We start from the raw sequence: 16623 nt of genomic DNA, 5'->3' as shown, positions 1-16623 counted from the left end.
GCCGTGACGACCGGAATGCCCTGAGGGTCCTTCACCTTCGACAGGAAGGCGGCCGCGAGATGGCGCGCCTGGGCGATACGGGAACCGTCGCCGTCCAGTTCGAGTGAGGTTTCCAGGGGAGGGCCCGCACCTGCCCCTTCATGGCCGGCCGTGCCGGATGATTCGTCCATCTGTGCCCGCTTCCGTCTCCCGCCGAGCGTCTGGCTCGGCGGAACCCGCGCGTCGGATCGCGGCGCGGCCTGCGGGGTGCTGTCCCCGGTGACCCCGGGCTGCGCACCCGTCAGTCCCACAACGGCACCTCCGTGCCACGTCCTTCGGCGATCGCCCTGGCGGCCAGTGCGTGCGCGACCGCGATATCGGTGAGCACCAGTCCGCTGTTGTAGACGAAGATCTTCTCGTCCTCGGTCCGGCGGGCCACGGCGCTGCGGGTGAGCACTTGCGGCAGTTCGGCATCCACCGAACGCAGCGTTCCGTCGGGTCCGGCCATGTCGGTGCCCGTCAGCGCCATCTGCGCCGCGCTGGTGGCGACGACCCGATCGGCCTCGACCAGCGTCGACGGCGCCAGACCGTAGCCCACCAGCACCGCCACCGAACCCGGTGCCAGATGCGAGGATTCCAGGGCCACCTCGGTGCCGGGTCCGGCCGTGGCCAGCACCACATCGGCGGAGGCCGCCGCCGCGTACGGGTCGTCGACCACGTCGAGCAGCGCGTGGGGCGCCGCGTCGGCCAGATGCGAGTGCACGGCGGCCAGTCCCTCGGGATGAGTGCCGTACACCATCAGCTTGCGCAACTGCGGGTTCGCGGCGAGCAAGTGTGGCAGCGCATTACGTCCCTGGGTACCGGTGCCGATGAGCAGCACGCTCTCCGCCCCGCGTCGCACCGTCTCGCGCACCAGCAGTGCCGACACGGCGGGCGTACGCAACGCGCCGACCCGCGCGCAGTCCATCATCGCGATGGGGGCGCCGGTGGTGTCGTCGTAGAGCGTGATGGTCGTGTAGTACCGCTTGGTGCTGCGGTCGTGACCGGGATCGAATTTGTAGGAGGTCTTCATGGCCACCACGCGCCGGCGCCCGTCGCGGCCCAGCATGGCGTAGGACACCGACGAGCCGCCGGGGTCCGCGACGCTCAGCTTGCGTGGATTATCGGATTCGCCCGCCGCGAAGGCGAGATAGGCCTCCTCGACGGCGCGCACCACTTCGGCGGGGCTGATCGGTACGTCGGCCAGGTCGCTGCGGGAGAGGACGCGCAGCCCGATCCCGCGGTCACGGTTGTTCAACGGATCCTCGTTCATCTGCCATGCCCCGCTCTGCTGTCCGATCAGCGGTCGCCCGGAACGGCGCGACCACACGTTGGCCATACCCATTCTCGGACGACTCCTGCGCGCGCCGACGGCGTTCGGGCAGTCGGACGTTGATGCGTTTGAGCCAGCGGTCGGTGCCGTCGTAGCGCGCGCGGAACGGAACGCGCCCGTGCACGGCCACGTCGTTGTCCACCAGCAAGAGCTCGCCGGGGGCCAGCGCGGGGGCGTGACTGACCCTGGCGAGTTCGGCGGTGAGCCTTGCGTAGGCGGCGCGGAAGACTTCGTCCGCATCGTCGATCGGGGTGTAGGCGGGATCGTAACGTGCTGTGACAGCGTCGTTTTCGTCGAGCCACAGCGTCGGCAACGGTGCGAGCTGATCGAAACCGGTGCCGTAGGAGACATCGGGCAGGATCGGCAGCGTGGGGGTGGTGAGGGTGCGCAGGTCCTCGCCGGACAGACGCACTTCGCGCACCGAGGAGACCGTGGTGGCGACCCGGTCGGGGTTGCGCAGGCAGGCCAGCATGAGCAGGTTCGCGCGCTGAGCGTGGAAGGCATCCTCGGTGTGCGGGCTGAGCAGGGTGGAACTGCTCGCGCCCGACTGCTCGTCCTCGTGGCCCGCGGCAGGCACGATGTTGTTGACCAGCCTGCCGTTCTGCTGGCCCTGCCAGCCGAACGGCTCACCGGCACAACGCCCGAGCAGCAACATCACGATGTCGAGTTCGAGCGATCCGGGATGCGCGTGCTCGGCCGCGGCCTGCCAGTGCTGCGGGGTGGGACCGAAATCGGCGTCGTCGACCGGTAACCCGCGCACCACGGTCGCGCCCGCGGCGGTGGCGGGCGGTCGAACGGCGTGGCGCAGGCTGTCGGGCAGGTCGCCGACGCGCTCGGTGATCCGGGCGATCAACGCGGGATCGTGCAGGGTCGTGGTGTGTGGTGCGTCACCTAATCGGTGCCGAATATCTGTCGCGAGCGATCGGAGCGCCGTCGCGGCGTCGGGATCGAGCTCGCGGTATTCGATGTCGTGCTGGTGAATCGTCATACGTTCGGAGAGAACGCTTTTCACCGGTTTCCCTTCTTCGCATCGGTCGAAAGCGGGTGAACTTCAGGCTCGATGTGCGAAGGTAGTGCCTGTCGTGTGATTAGGCAAGACTTACCTAATGCGTCGGCGAGGGAAATAGCCGATCCATATAACGTAGCTGCCCACCCGAGTTGGCGAAGTGAGCGCTGACCGGGGTGTCGCGGGTCGCTGCGGTTCGGTGACGGTCGAAGTGAAGCTCCCCACTCGCAACCTCTTTTAGGCTAGCCTCGCCTAGTTTGCGGCGTCGGGAAAGGGGTTTCGGCGCACGCGGTTCGAGGAGGCAACACGATGGGTTTCACTCGCAGGCAGCTCTTCCAATCCGGCGTCAGCGTCACCGCACTACTACTGGCGGCGGCATGCGGCACCGATGATCGGTCCGCCACCGCGCAGCGCGGCGGCACTCTGCGAGTCGGCGCGCTCGGCACGGCCGCTCGCAGCGAACGCGACCCGCACGCCAACCTCAGCAACGACAGCGACTTCCTCATCGCCTCGCTCGTCTACGACGCACTCACTGTTCCCGGCGCGGATCCGACCGTCGCTCCGCGCCTCGCCTCGCGCTGGGAGCCCAGCGCGGACAACCGCAGCTGGACCTTCACCATCGCCGACGGCGCGACCTTCCACAACGGTGCGCCGGTGACCGCCGACGACGTGGTGTGGTCGATGCGACGCCTGCGTTCGGTCGGTGGCGCGTCGAAGATGCCGGTGGCCGAGAACGACATCGTCGCCGACGGTCCGAACCGCGTCGTGTTCACCATGCCCGCACCCAATACCCAACTGCCGCTGCTGCTTCGGCTGATGACCTTCACTGTGCCGAAGGACACCACCGACTTCACCGCCGCGATCGGCACCGGCCCGTTCCGGCTCGAGTCCTACCAGGGCGGCAACGCCCGGCTGGTGCGCAACGAGCGCTGGCACGGCACCCCGCCACTGCTCGACGCCATCGAGGTGACGATGTTCGACAGCGTCACCGCCCTGGGCAACGCGGCGCTGGGCGGGCAGATCGACCTCGCTTCCAATGTGGGCGCCATCGCAGGCCGCACCGCCGCGGGACGCGGCGACCTGCAGGTGATCCGGCGCGCCGACGACACCATGCTCGGCGTGGCGATGCGTGCCGCCGACGGCCCGTTCGCCGATGCCAGGGTGCGCACGGCGTTGCGTCTCGGTGTCGACCGGACCGCGCTGGTCAACCAGGTGCACTCCGGCTACGGCACCGTCGCCGCCGACGTTCTCGGCACCGCCGACCCGCTCTACGACACCACGCTGCGTCGCGACCGCGACGTCGAACGCGCGAAAACCCTGTTGCGCGAAGCCGGGTTCGACACCGGCCGCAGCTACCCGTTCGTGACGAAGGCCGAAGTTCCGGGCGAGGTCGAATCGGCGAAGGTGATCGCCACTCAGCTCGCCGAGATCGGCGTCCGGCTCGACGTGCAGGTGGTCGAATCGGCCGCGTTCTACGACCAGACCTGGCTCAACGCACCGCTGTACACGGTGTCGTGGGGGACCAACGACTCGGTGCTGTTCCTGGCCGACAAGCTGATGACCTCGGGCACCAACCGCAACGAAACCGCCTTCCGTGACCCGGAATTCGATACCGCCGACGCCAAAGCCCTTGCCGCGTCCGGCGAGGACTACACGCGCGCGGTGCGCGAACTGCAGCGCATCGAGTTCGAGCGTGGCGGCTATCTGGTGTGGGGCATGGCCGACGGTGTCGACATCGCCGCGTCGACGGTGCGTGATCTGCCGACGCTCGGCGGTTTCGCGCGCGTCCAGCTGGAACGTGCCTGGCTGGCGTGAATGTCATGAAAACCTTTGCCCTGCCGATGGTTCGGCGGATCGCGCTCCTGGTGACCCTGCTGGCCATCGTGTACGTCGCGGTGGATCTGCTGCCGGGCAACGCGGCGCGGGCGGCGCTCGGCAGGGACGCGGATCCGGCCGCGCTGGCGGCGAAGGAGCACGAGCTCGGCCTGGATCGCGCGCTGCCGGTGCAGTTCCTGGACTGGATCTGCGGGGTACTCACCGGAGACTTCGGGCAGACCGCCCGCGGGAATTCGATCGGTGCGCTGCTGGCCGACAAGTTCCCGCAGACTCTGCTGCTCGGGGGGATCGCGTTGCTGCTGACCATCGCGGTGTCGCTGGGGCTCGGCTGCTGGTGGGCGATGCGTCCGACCGCACTCGGGGCGCGAATTCTGCAGCCTGTCAGCACTGTTGCCGTGGCGGTACCGGAGTTCGTCGGTGGCACGATGCTGATCCTGGTGTTCTCCCTGGCCACCGGATGGCTTCCGGCCGTGACCATTACCGGCCGATCCGGCTTTCCCGTCGGCCCCGAGATGCTGGTGCTTCCGGTGCTGGCGCTGGCGATTCCGCAGATCGGCTGGAACGCCCGAGTCGTGCGCTCGGCGCTGCTCGATGTCGCCGCGGCCGCGCATGTGGAAAGTGCTGTGCTGGAAGGGCTGCCGACACGCACGATTCTCTTCCGGCACATGCTGCCGTTTGCGGCGCCGACCATCGTCGCCGGTTACGCCACCTCTGTCGGGATGCTGTTCGGCGGTGCGCTGGTGGTCGAGACGCTCTTCAACTATCCCGGTGTCGGCGCCGTTCTCGCCGGGTCCGTCGCCGACCGTGACTCCACCATGGTCGCCGCGGTGGTCGCACTGACGGCGATCGTCATCATGGCGTTGCTCGCGATCGCCGACATCGTCCGGGCGTGGGCGTCGAGGAGTGCGCGATGAGCAAGCCCGACGCGGAAGGCCGAGCGGTGGTGTCCAAGTGGGGCGCCTACTCGGTGGCGGCCGGTGTGGGACTGGTTGTGCTGCTCGCGGTGGCCGGGCCGCTCTTCGCGCCCTACCCGGGGGACAAAGCAGTCGGGATGCCGTTCGCGCAGCCGGGTGGGGGAGCGTTGCTCGGGACGGATCGGCTCGGCCGGGATGTGTTCAGCCATCTGCTCACCGGCGGCACGCAGCTGCTGGCCGTCTCCGCGGTGATCGCGGTGGCGGTGACCGTGCTGTCGGCCGTCCTCGGCGCGATCGCCGCCGTGCGCCCGCGTGCGGGCAAGATCATCGAACTCTGCGGCGATCTGGTGATCCTGCTGCCCGCGGTCCTGGGCATCCTGCTGGTGCTCACCGCATGGCCCCAGGGTGGTGTTACCGCCCTGATCGCGGTGTCGCTGCTCTTCGGAGTTCCCTACTGCGCCAGGATCTTCGCGGCGTCCGCCTCGACCATCGCGGCCTCCGGCTACGTCGAAGCCGCCGTTGCCAGCGGAGAATCCCTGTCCCACCTGGTCTTCCGCGAAATCCTGCCCAACCTGCGCGCCGTCTTCACCACCCAGCTCGGCCTGCGCTTCGTCGTCGCCGTGTATCTCGTCAGCACCATCGCCTTCCTCGGCGTCTCCGCGCTCGACCCCGACAACTGGGCGATCATGGTCCGAGACAATGCCTCCGGGCTGCTCCTGAATCCCTGGGCGGTGCTGGCACCGAGCGCGGCCATCGCCATCGTGGCGGTCGGTGTGAATCTGGTGGTGACCAGTGGGCCCAGAACCCGCCAGACCCCGAAAATCGCATCGGATGCGGTCGCCGCGGCCGGGGTTGCGCCGGCTGGCGCTGGATGCGGGATCTCGGTGGTGGATTCGGGGGATGCGGTGGCGGTGGACGCGTTCAGCGTTGTCGCTGGCAACGGGGCGGTGTTGCTGGCGCCGTTGTCGTTTCGGCTGAAGCCGGGGACGGTCACCGCGCTCACCGGTGCATCAGGTGCGGGGAAGTCGACGGCGATGCGTGCGCTGCTCGGACACCTGCCCGCCGGGGCTCGCGGGCAGGGCGCCGTGCTTGTCGCGGGACAGGATGTGTTCGCGCTCGACGCGGGCGCGCTGCGCGCATTCCGTCGTGAACAGATCGCCTACGTCGGCCAGGATCCCGGCTCCGAACTCAACCCGCTGCTTCGCGTCCGGGCAGTCCTGGCCGAGGCGGCGCCCGGCACCTCCGACGCCGACCGCCTCGCCGTCCTCGCGCAAGTGGGCCTCGATCCCACCCATCTCCGCCGTCGCTGCGCCCGCCTCTCGGGCGGGCAGCAACGCCGTGTCGCCCTGGCCCGAGCCATTCTCCGCCGCCCCCGGATCCTCGTCCTCGACGAACCACTCGCAGGTCTCCACAGCACTCTCCGCACCGAAATAGCCCAGCTGATCGCGACTCTCGCCACCGAGAACCGCACGGCCGTCCTGCTCTCGGGCCACGACACCGACGCGATCAACGTCATCGCCGACTCCGTGATCGAGCTCGATCCACCCGGTGATCGGCCGGTGAATGTCGCTGCCGTGGTGACTGATCCGGTGCGCGTCGAACACCTGGCCGAAGAGCGCTCGGGGGCGACCGGCCGTCGACCCGTCGATCCGGCGGCCGAGGGCGCGGGGAGCGAGGAAGCATCTCGAACGAACGGCTCGGCGGGCGCCGACGAGGTGATCGCCTTGCAGGCCACATCGATCAACGCCGACGCGGGCGGCCACAGGGTGCTCGAGAACGTCGGGTTCAGCCTGTCCCCGGGCGCGGCCCTTGCTGTCGTAGGGCCGTCCGGGGCGGGTAAGACCACGCTCGCGCGGGTGATCGCGGGTTTGCACCCCGACGCCGGCGGATCGCTGGATGTGGGTGGTGTGCGCGTTCCGGTGGGAAGCGGGCGCCGGATCAGGGTCGGCGCCAACGGGATCCAACTCGTCACCCAGAACCCGCGCGCGGCGTTGAACCCGCGCCGCACCGTCGAGCAGACCCTGGCACGCCCGTTGCGCCGCATCGCGCGAGTCACCGGACCCGAAATCCGCACCCGCGTCAGCGCTCTGCTTGCCGCGGTCGACCTCCCCGCCGACCTCGCCGGCCGCCGGCCCCATCAACTCTCCGGCGGTCAACGTCAACGAGTGGCCCTGGCCCGCGCCCTCGCCGCCGACCCGGCCGTCCTGATCTGCGACGAGATCACCACCGCCCTCGACACCGAAACCGCCACGGCCATCATGTCCCTGCTCGACCGTCTCCGCGCCGACCGTGCTACCGCGATCATCCTGATCAGCCACGACATGACCCTGGTCCGCGGCCACTGCACCGACCTCCTCGTCCTCGATCAGGGCCGAGTAGTCGAAACAGGCACCCCGGAAACAGTTCTCACCACCCCGACCCACCGGGCCACCGCCGCGCTACTCGGCTGATACCGCCCTCGTCGAACAGCCAGCCGTGACCTGTAACTCGTCCGTAGCCGGCCAACCGCCGGATTCGCGGGGAGCTGAGAAGTGGCTGTGAGATGTGCGCAAAGCGCGCTGGATCTGGATGATTGAACAGATGTCAGTGCAGAAGGTCGGCGTGGCCGCCGCAGTCGCGATCAGCGCCCTGTTAGCGGGGTGCAGTTCGCTCGCGTCGATCCCCGATGACATGCCGCCGGGGCCGGGGGTGGCGCTGCCGCTGATCGATGTCGACGCACCCGGCCGCGCGGCCGAACAGCTACGCGGCTGGGCCGACGAGCAGTCCGACGCGATCGGCATCCAACCGGTCGCGCTCGAGGCCTACGGCTACGCCGCCGCCGTGCTGGCGAAGTCGAAGCCCGAATGCGGAATCGCCTGGACCACCATCGCCGGCATCGCCAGCGTGGAGAGCGGACACGGCACCCATCGCGGTGCCGGCGTCGACGCCGACGGGACCGTGCGCCCGGCGATCATCGGCGTCGCCCTCGACGGCACCCGAGGCAACGCCGACATCCGCGACACCGACGGCGGCAGCCTCGACGGCGACACCACCTACGACCGCGCCGTCGGCCCGCTGCAGTTCATTCCCGAAACCTGGAAGCGCTGGGGTGTCGACGCCAACGGCGACGGCGTGGCCGATCCGCAGAACATCGATGACGCCGCCCTCACCGCGGCCCGCTACCTCTGCACCCGCGGCGGCGATCTGACCTCGGCCGACGGCTGGCAGCGCGCCCTGTTCGCCTACAACCAGTCGAACAAGTACATGCATGTGGTGCGCGATCGCGCCGCCATATACAGCATCGGCCGCCGCGTGTAGTTGCCCATGGCCCGGAGTGCCGGTTACTCCACACTCCGCCGAGACGATAGGCTCGGCACCGCACGGCCCTTCCCGTGATACCTACCGTGCCTTCCGTCGTAAGGAGCAGTTTTCGTGGCCATTATCGAACAGGTCGGAGCTCGCGAGATTCTGGATTCGCGCGGCAATCCCACCGTCGAGGTCGAGATCGCCCTCGACGACGGCACCCTGACCAGGGCAGACGTACCTTCCGGTGCGTCCACCGGCGAGCACGAGGCCGTCGAGCTGCGTGACGGCGGCGACCGCTACGGCGGCAAGGGTGTGACCAAGGCCGTCGAGGGTGTTCTCGACGAGATCGCGCCCGCCATCATCGGCCTCGACGCCGTGGAGCAGCGCACCGTCGACCAGGTCCTGCTGGACCTGGTCGGCACCCCCGACAAGTCCCGCCTCGGCGCGAACGCCCTGCTGGGTGTGTCGCTGGCCGTGGCCCGCGGTGCCGCCGAGTCCTCGGGTCTCGAGCTGTTCCGCTACCTGGGCGGCCCGAACGCCCACGTGCTGCCGGTCCCGATGATGAACATCCTCAACGGTGGCGCGCACGCCGACACCGGCGTGGACGTGCAGGAATTCATGGTCGCCCCGATCGGCGCGCCCACCTTCCGCGAGGCACTGCGCTGGGGCACCGAGGTGTACCACTCGCTCAAGGCCGTGCTGAAGGAGAAGGGCCTGTCCACCGGCCTCGGTGACGAGGGCGGCTTCGCCCCCGACGTCGCGGGCACCGTGGAGGCGCTCGACCTGATCAGCGTCGCCATCGAGCGCGCGGGCTACAAGCTCGGCACCGATGTGGCGCTGGCGCTCGATGTGGCCGCCACCGAGTTCCACACCGAGGGCGAGGGCTACAAGTTCGAGGGCAAGATCCGTACGGCCGCCGAGATGGGCGAGTTCTACGCGGACCTGCTCACCCGGTACCCGCTGGTCTCCATCGAGGACCCGCTGTCGGAAGACGACTGGGACGGCTGGGTCGCACTGACCGACGCCATCGGCGACAAGGTGCAGCTGGTCGGCGACGACCTGTTCGTCACCAACCCCGAGCGCCTCGAAGAGGGCATCGCCAAGGGCGCGGCCAACGCGCTGCTGGTGAAGGTCAACCAGATCGGCACGCTGACCGAGACCCTCGACGCTGTCGAGCTGGCGCACCGCAACGGTTACAAGACCATGATGTCGCACCGTTCGGGCGAGACCGAGGACACCACCATCGCCGACCTCGCGGTCGCCGTCGGTTCGGGCCAGATCAAGACCGGTGCTCCCGCGCGTTCCGAGCGGGTCGCCAAGTACAACCAGCTGCTGCGCATCGAGGACGCCCTCGGTGATTCGGCACGCTACGCGGGTGACGTGGCGTTCCCGCGTTTCACCGGCGAATTCTGAAAGCAGTACAGGGGCGGTAGCGAATGACCGAGCGACGTGCGCGTGGAACCAGTCCTGGTGGACGAGGCGACAGGCGCACGTCGCGGGCCGCGCGCTCGCGCCCCCGTCTGGACACGCCGAGCCGCCCCACCGCGGCCAAACGTCCCACCCGCCGCCGCCCGGATTCGGCCACCTCGCGCAAGCCCAGCGGCAAGCTCGAGCGCAGCGAACACACCATTCTCGGTCTCTCGACCGGTAAAGCGGTGATCCTGGCGGCGGTGCTGTGCGGCCTCGCGCTGACCTTGGCCGTGCCGACGCGCACCTACTTCAGTCAGCGCGCCGAGGCCGTGGCACTGGCCAAACAGCGGACCGAGCTCGAAGCCGACCTGGCGGGCTTGCGCGATCGTCGTGCGCAACAACAGGATCCGGCCTACATCCGTTCCGAGGCGCGTGATCGTCTGCGCTTGGTGATGCCCGGCGAAACCCCCTACATCGTGCAGATTCCCGGCATCGAAGCACCAGCGCCGCCGCCGATGAGCACCCGCACCGCGGCGCCCGACCCCTGGTACACCGACCTGTGGCGCAGCATCTCCGAACCAGCCCCGGAAGGACCACGGTGACGACACCGAACGCCGACGACCTCGAGATCATCGCGAAGCAGTTGGGCCGCGAGCCTCGCGGAGTGCTCGAAGTCGCCTACCGCACCCCCGACGGCCTGCCCGCCGTGGTGAAGACCGCGCCCCGCCTGCCCGATGGCACCCCGTTCCCCACGCTCTACTACCTGACCGATCCCCGGCTCACCGCCGAGGCGAGCAGGCAGGAGTCGGCCGGGGTGATGCGCGAGATGACCGAACGCCTCGCCACCGACCCCGAACTGGCCGCCGCCTACCGTCGCGCGCACGAGAGCTACCTGGCCGAACGCAACGAGATCGAGTCCCTCGGCACCGATTTCACCGGTGGCGGCATGCCCGACCGGGTGAAGTGCCTGCACGTGCTGATCGCGCACTCCCTCGCCAAGGGGCCCGGTCTGAACCCCTTCGGTGACGAGGCCGTCGCGCTGGCCGCCGCCGCGGGCTTCCGCGGGACCGCGATCCCCGCCGACTGGCCCGCCGCACCTGACGAACAGGCATAATCGCGGGCAGTGCCCGAACGTGGGTCGAGACCTCTGGAGGACACCATGAGTGAGCGCATCGCCGCAGTCGACTGCGGCACCAACTCGATCCGCCTGCTGATCGCCGAGGTCGGGGCCGACGGCGGCCTCACCGACGTGCACCGGGAGATGCGCATCGTGCGGCTCGGTCAGGGTGTGGACGCCACCGGACGCCTCGCGCCCGAAGCCATCGAACGCACCCGCCTCGCCCTGGCCGATTACGTGGATGTGATGGTGGCGCAGGGCGTCTCACGCGTCCGCATGGTCGCCACCTCCGCCACCCGCGATGCCGCCAACCGCGACGATTTCTTCTCGATGACCCGCACCGAACTCGGCCGCGTCGTGCCCGACGCGGTCGCCGAGGTGATCACCGGCGACGAGGAAGCGCGCCTGTCCTTCGCCGGTGCCGTCGGTGAATTGTCCGCTGATGCGGGACCTTTCGTCGTGGTCGACCTCGGCGGCGGCTCGACCGAACTGGTCGTCGGCGACGAGAACGGTGTCCAGGCAGCCTATTCCGCGGATATCGGCTGTGTCCGCATCACCGAACGCTGCCTGGCGGGCAACCCGCCGACCGCCGACCAGGTCGCTGCCGCACGCGAATTCGCCCAGCAGAAGCTCGATGAGGCCTTCGCGAAGGTCCCCGTCGACAAGGTGCACACCTGGGTCGGGGTGGCGGGCACGATGACCACGATCACCGCCGTCGCCCTCGACCTGCCCGAATACGACTCCGCGCGGGTGCATCTCACCCGCCTGAGCCTCGCCGAGGTGCACCAGGTGTGCGACCGCCTGATCGGCATGAACCACGACGAACGCGCCGCCCTCGGCCCGATGCATCCCGGCCGCGTCGATGTGATCGGCGGCGGCGCGGTGATCACCGAAGTGCTGGCCGACGAATTGGCAGGCCGCGCGGGAGTTTCCGAACTCGTCGTCAGCGAGCACGACATCCTCGACGGTATCGCCATGTCGATCCTCGACGCGCCCGCCTGACTTCCGGCTCCCCGACGAGCGCAATCGCACCGGGTTCGGGTCGGCGGGTGTGCGCGACCCGGGTCAGGTGTCCGAGGCTGCGAGCGTCTCGGCTTCGGCCCGGAGGTCGGCCGCCTCGGCGGTCCGCTCCAATGCCGTCAATCCGGCGGTCTGGGTGGTCAGCGCGGTAACGAGCGACGCCTTCAATCCCTGCCCGAGCAACTGAACCGCGACCGCCTGTTGCTTCGTCGCGGTTTTCGCCCGCGGCCGGGTGGCTTTCGCGACCAGCGCCGGAAACCGCTTGTCGAAGCGGCGGACGAGCTGACGACGCAGGTCGATCTCTTCGGCCCGTAGCTCGACGGCTTCGCGCTTACGGTGGAGTTCGTCGAGGTAGAACGCCTCCTCGTAGAGCGACTGCGCCAAGTCGAGCATCTTCGCGTGTCCCAGCGGCCCGCTGACCAGCTCGCGGTGTGCCGCCGACGATTCCGCCGCGTGCAGCAGGGCCAAGTCGCTGTGGGCGCTGATCCAGTAGCGGCGCGCCATCCTGGCGTGGTATTCACCGAGCTTGTCGTTGATCCCGTGCGCCCCGATCACGAACGGCGGCGGCCGGAGCCCGAGCGTGGGCCCCGAGGCATACATCGACGACCGATCGATACGCGGCGTCTGCTCCGGATGCGCCGACGCGAGCTCCTGTTCGACGTGCCGCAGCGCGGTACCGTGGGCGAGCAGCCAGCCGTCGGCCACCTCGGAGGCGACCGCCAGATAGGTCACCGCGCCGAGAAACAGCGCCCCGGCCGCGGCGACCGGCCAGGTCCACCCCGAGGGCGACAACTTCCACACCGATATCGCCACCGCGTCCGCAACGGCGACCGATACGAAGAACCATCCGGCGAAGCGGGTTCCGCGAGCGGACAGGGTGGCCAGTGCCATCCACACGATGCCCCGGCCGACACCCGTGAACCCGATGCCGGGTATCACCAGGACTATCAGCCAGGCTTCCTCGCCGGTCCACAACCACAGTGGCCCCGCGATCGACCAGGCGAGTAGTGCCCAGATGAACGCGGCTCCCCAGCTACCGAAATCCTCCCCATCCATGCCGCGATGTTCGCAGGTGCCGCCGACAGAAAGCTTGCCGGATTCTTGGAATCCGCCGGTTCAGCTGCCGGTGCGCTCGCGATGCTTGCACCCGGGCCAGCAGCACGGCCGCCGCTGACCTTCCTCCAGTTCCTCCTGGGTGCGCCGAATCCGCCGTGCGCGGGTCGCGTCCTGCTTGGCGTCCTCGACCCAGCAGATGAACTCGTTGCGGGCCAGCGGCGTGATGTCCTGCCAGGCGCCCAGCGCTACCGAGTTGGCGAGCAGCGCAGCACGCAGATCAGCCGGCAACTCGTGCACAACGCCCCCGGGTACCTGTCGACTGCTCATCGGTCCACGGTAGCGCGCAAGCGTTCGACCTGCGGGTATCGCGAGCTTCATCAGCGGTGCTAGACAAAACAGAGTATATGTCTCATGATGAAGGCATGAGTACAACGATGTCTCATTCGGTGCGGTTCGAACTTCGCTCCGGAGACACTTGGCGCGATCCCTGGTCCATGTATTCCGCACTGCGTGATCACGACCCTGTTCACCGAGTGATCCCCGCGGGGCAGGAGGACAACGACTTCTACGTGCTGTCCCGGCATGTCGACGTGTGGATGGCGGCGCGCGACCCCGCGACCTTCTCCTCCGCGTCGGGGCTGACCGTCGACTACGTCGACCTGGTCGCCGCCGGGTTCGGCGCCGTCAAGCCGTTCGTCTTCATGGACCCGCCGGAGCACACCGATTTCCGGCGTCGGGTGTCGCCGGGATTCACTCCGCGCCAGGTGAATTCGGTCGAGCCCGCAGTGCGCAGATTCATCGTCGAACGCATCGAGAGACTGCGCGCGGCGGGCGAGGGCGACATCGTCAAGGACCTGTTCAAGCCGCTGCCCACCATGGTCGTCGCCCATTATCTCGGTGTGCCGGAACAGGATCACGAGAAGTTCGACGCGTGGACCGAGAACATCGTCGGCGGCGCGGTCGCGGGGGCCGGGCTTGCCGCGGGCGACCAGAACGCCTTCACCGCGGTGGGCGAAATGGTCGGCTATTTCAGTGAATTGATCGCCCGCCGCCGCGTCGAACCGGGCGACGACACCATCTCGCACCTGCTGGCCTCCGGTCTCGGCGCCGACGGCGACAACGAGGGCCTGGTCGCGATCCTCGGCTTCGCGTTCACGATGATCACCGGCGGCAACGACACCACCACCGGCAATCTCGGCGGTGCGGTCCAGCTGCTCACCGCCGCCCCCGACCAGCGACAGCTGCTCATCGACGATCCCTCGCTCATCCCGGACTCCATCGAGGAGTTCCTGCGGATGACCTCACCGGTGCAGGGCCTGGCACGCACCACCACCCGCGATGTCGAACTGCACGACACCATCATCCCGGAGGGCCGCCGCGTGCTGCTCCTCTACGGTTCGGGCAACCGCGACGAACGCGAATTCGGGCCCACCGCAGGCGAACTCGATATCCGCCGCGACCCCAAGCGCATCCTCAGCTTCAGTCACGGCCACCACCACTGCCTCGGCGCGGCGGCCGCCCGCATGCAGGCGCGCGTCGCGCTCGAGGAACTGCTCACCCGCTGCCCCGGCTTCACCGTCGACCTCGACGCGGTGCAGTGGTCGCAGGGCAACTACGTGCGCTGGCCGGTCTCGGTGCCGTTCCGCGCGGAGGGCCCGGCATGAGCGGTCGGCGCCCGGAGGCGGTAGCCCGCGTAACCACGCAGGGCGCCCGAGCATGCCGCGGGGAAACAGCATGAGCGGTGACTGGCTGGGCGCCGATCGGGCGGACCTGGCCGCCGAACGCATCATCGACGCGGCCGCCGAACTGTTCGCCGAACACGGGGTGGCCGCGGTCGGCATGGCCGAAATCGCCAAGGCCGCCGGGTGCTCGCGCGCCACGCTGTATCGCTACTTCGACAACCGGCACGCGGTGCGTCTGGCGTTCGTGCACCGCGAGACCCGCCGCATCGTCGCCCAGCTCGGCGAGCGGTTCCGCGACATCGCCGACCCGGGCGAACGGATCATCGCCGCGATGCTCGGCGCGGTCGAAGAAGTCCGCGCCAACCCCCTGCTCATCGCGTGGTTCCGGCCCGCCGACTCCGGCACGGCGGGCCGTATCAGCCAGGACTCCGACGTCATCGAATCGCTGGCCGCCACCATCTTCGCCCCCACGGACCTGACCGACCCGGAACGGAGCCGCCTGGCCCGCTGGCTCACCCGCATCATCGTCTCGCTGCTGTCGGCTCCCGGCCGCGATGCCGCCGACGAACGCGCCATGCTCGAAGAATTCGTCGTCCCGGTCATCAGCCGTACGTTCGTCGCACCGAATTAGAACGTGTTCTATATTCGAGGGAAAGTTCCGGCGATCCCTCGGGAGTCCAGATATGTACCAGTGGTCAGACGAAGACCTGATGTTCCGCGACGCTGTGCGCGGCTTCATCGCCAAGGAGGTCACCCCGCACGTCGACCAGCTGGAGAGCGGTGCGCTGCCGCCGTTCGACATCATCCGCAAGCTGTACGCCACCTTCGGGCTCGACGAGATGGCGCGCGAGGGCCTCGAGAAGGCGCTCGCCCGCGAAGAGACGGGTACCACCGGCTCGGGTAAGCCGGGCGGCGGTTTCAGCGGCGCGGGCAGCATGGGTGTGGTTCTCAACAGTGAGCTCGCCGGCGTGAGCCTGGGTCTGGTGGCCTCCATGGGCGTGAGCCTCGGTCTCGCCGTGGGCACCATCCGCAGCCGTGGCACCCTCGCGCAGAAGAAGCGCTGGCTGCCCGAACTGGTCACCATGGCGAAGGTCGGCGCCTGGGCCATCACCGAACCCGATTCGGGCTCGGACGCGTTCGGCGGCATGAAGTCCTACGTCCGCCGCGACGGCGAGGACTACATCCTCAACGGTCGCAAGACGTTCATCACCAACGGCCCCCACGCCGACGTCACCATCGTCTACGCCAAGCTCGACGAAGAGGACGGCACCGACCGCCGCGACCGCAAGGTGCTGACGTTCGTGCTGGACAAGGGCATGCCCGGTTTCGTGCAGAGTCCCGCGTTCAAGAAGATGGGCATGAACTCCTCGCCCACGGGCGAGCTGTTCTTCGAGAACGTCCGCATCACCCCCGACCGGTTGCTCGGCGAAACCGAGAACCCGGCCAAGGGCGACGGAAAAGACAGCGCCAAGGAATCTTTCGCGGCCGAACGCATCGGCATCGCCTCCCTCGCGCTGGGCATCATCAACGAATGTCACCGCCTGTGTGTGGATTACGCCAAGTCCCGCACGCTGTGGGGCAAGGAGATCGCGCAGTTCCAGCTCATCCAGCTGAAGCTGGCCGAGATGGAGATCGCGCGAATCAATGTGCAGAACATGGTGTTCAACGCCATCGAGCGCACCGCCGCGGGTGAGAAGGTGACCCTCGCCGAGGCCTCGGCGATGAAGCTCTACTCCTCCCGCGCCGCCACCGAGGTCGCGATGGAGGCCGTGCAGCTGTTCGGTGGCAACGGGTACATGGCCGAGTACAAGGTCGAACAGCTGGCCCGTGACGCCAAGTCGCTGATGATCTACGCGGGCAGCAACGAAATCCAGGTCACCCACATCGCCAAGGGCCTGATCGCCGGGTAGTACGCGGCGGCCCGCGTTCGCGGCACGCTCCGGCGT

At 68.8% G+C, this 16623-nt stretch carries 15 protein-coding genes; 11 read left to right on the top strand and 4 right to left on the bottom strand.

From position 1 onward, the window contains the following. Nucleotides 1-280: 280 nt before the first annotated feature. The gene (locus ACFWF3_RS03480; protein ID WP_378636093.1) at nucleotides 281-1291 is read right to left on the bottom strand and encodes an ornithine cyclodeaminase family protein; all 1011 of its coding nucleotides are present in this window, start codon (nucleotides 1289-1291) and stop codon (nucleotides 281-283) included. After that, complete coding sequence (locus ACFWF3_RS03475) at nucleotides 1263-2339, bottom strand: TauD/TfdA family dioxygenase (RefSeq protein WP_378993155.1); 1077 nt, start codon at nucleotides 2337-2339, stop codon at nucleotides 1263-1265. Before ACFWF3_RS03475 ends, ACFWF3_RS03480 begins: the two co-directional genes overlap by 29 nt. Nucleotides 2340-2666: 327 nt before the next feature. Here ACFWF3_RS03475 and ACFWF3_RS03470 point away from each other — a divergent pair, with 327 nt between their 5' ends. The 8 genes from ACFWF3_RS03470 (at nucleotide 2667) to ACFWF3_RS03435 (ending at nucleotide 11921) form a co-directional block, all read left to right on the top strand. Continuing rightward, entirely contained in the window at nucleotides 2667-4172 is a 1506-nt protein-coding gene (locus tag ACFWF3_RS03470; protein WP_379312284.1) for an ABC transporter substrate-binding protein, read from the top strand. 5 nt (nucleotides 4173-4177) lie between these two features. Next, nucleotides 4178-5107, top strand: a complete 930-nt coding sequence (locus ACFWF3_RS03465) for an ABC transporter permease (RefSeq protein ID WP_379312283.1) — start codon at nucleotides 4178-4180, stop codon at nucleotides 5105-5107. Next, nucleotides 5104-7557: an ATP-binding cassette domain-containing protein gene (locus ACFWF3_RS03460; protein WP_379312282.1), complete on the top strand. Its 2454-nt coding sequence runs from the start codon at nucleotides 5104-5106 to the stop codon at nucleotides 7555-7557. Before ACFWF3_RS03465 ends, ACFWF3_RS03460 begins: the two co-directional genes overlap by 4 nt. 130 nt (nucleotides 7558-7687) lie before the next feature. Next, a complete protein-coding gene (locus tag ACFWF3_RS03455) occupies nucleotides 7688-8404 on the top strand; it encodes a lytic transglycosylase domain-containing protein (protein WP_378993148.1) in 717 nt (238 codons plus the stop codon). A 114-nt stretch (nucleotides 8405-8518) separates the two neighbouring features. After that, a complete protein-coding gene (gene eno, locus ACFWF3_RS03450; RefSeq protein ID WP_379312281.1) occupies nucleotides 8519-9805 on the top strand; it encodes a phosphopyruvate hydratase in 1287 nt (428 codons plus the stop codon). A gap of 23 nt (nucleotides 9806-9828) precedes the next feature. Beyond that, nucleotides 9829-10404: a septum formation initiator family protein gene (locus ACFWF3_RS03445; RefSeq protein WP_378636108.1), complete on the top strand. Its 576-nt coding sequence runs from the start codon at nucleotides 9829-9831 to the stop codon at nucleotides 10402-10404. Further along, nucleotides 10401-10916, top strand: coding sequence for a DUF501 domain-containing protein (locus tag ACFWF3_RS03440; protein ID WP_378636110.1), 516 nt, complete (start codon nucleotides 10401-10403; stop codon nucleotides 10914-10916). The genes ACFWF3_RS03445 and ACFWF3_RS03440 overlap by 4 nt, the downstream gene beginning before the upstream one ends. Nucleotides 10917-10961: 45 nt before the next feature. Then, nucleotides 10962-11921: an exopolyphosphatase gene (locus ACFWF3_RS03435; RefSeq protein ID WP_378993144.1), complete on the top strand. Its 960-nt coding sequence runs from the start codon at nucleotides 10962-10964 to the stop codon at nucleotides 11919-11921. Nucleotides 11922-11984: 63 nt separating this feature from the next. On the opposite strand, the gene ACFWF3_RS03430 is transcribed toward ACFWF3_RS03435, so the two are convergent. Further along, nucleotides 11985-12995 carry a hypothetical protein gene (locus ACFWF3_RS03430; protein ID WP_379312280.1) on the bottom strand — a complete coding sequence of 337 codons (1011 nt, stop codon included), beginning with the start codon at nucleotides 12993-12995 and terminating at the stop codon, nucleotides 11985-11987. 60 nt (nucleotides 12996-13055) lie between these two features. Continuing rightward, on the bottom strand, nucleotides 13056-13322 hold the full coding sequence (locus ACFWF3_RS03425) for a YdeI/OmpD-associated family protein (RefSeq protein WP_379312279.1): 267 nt from the start codon (nucleotides 13320-13322) through the stop codon (nucleotides 13056-13058). A gap of 95 nt (nucleotides 13323-13417) precedes the next feature. Between ACFWF3_RS03425 and ACFWF3_RS03420 the strand changes: the two genes are divergently transcribed. The 3 genes from ACFWF3_RS03420 to ACFWF3_RS03410 all read left to right on the top strand — a co-directional run bounded on the left by ACFWF3_RS03420 (nucleotide 13418) and on the right by ACFWF3_RS03410 (nucleotide 16587). Continuing rightward, a complete protein-coding gene (locus tag ACFWF3_RS03420) occupies nucleotides 13418-14659 on the top strand; it encodes a cytochrome P450 (RefSeq protein WP_379312278.1) in 1242 nt (413 codons plus the stop codon). Nucleotides 14660-14729: 70 nt separating this feature from the next. Continuing rightward, nucleotides 14730-15308 (top strand): TetR/AcrR family transcriptional regulator, encoded by a 579-nt coding sequence (locus tag ACFWF3_RS03415; protein WP_379312277.1) that lies wholly within the window; start codon nucleotides 14730-14732, stop codon nucleotides 15306-15308. A gap of 52 nt (nucleotides 15309-15360) precedes the next feature. Next, nucleotides 15361-16587, top strand: a complete 1227-nt coding sequence (locus tag ACFWF3_RS03410; RefSeq protein ID WP_379312276.1) for an acyl-CoA dehydrogenase family protein — start codon at nucleotides 15361-15363, stop codon at nucleotides 16585-16587. Nucleotides 16588-16623: the final 36 nt, after the last annotated feature.

Source organism: Nocardia sp. NPDC060220 (assembly GCF_042727815.1).
Lineage (GTDB): Bacteria > Actinomycetota > Actinomycetes > Mycobacteriales > Mycobacteriaceae > Nocardia.
This window is presented reverse-complemented; position numbering and strand designations above follow the sequence as displayed.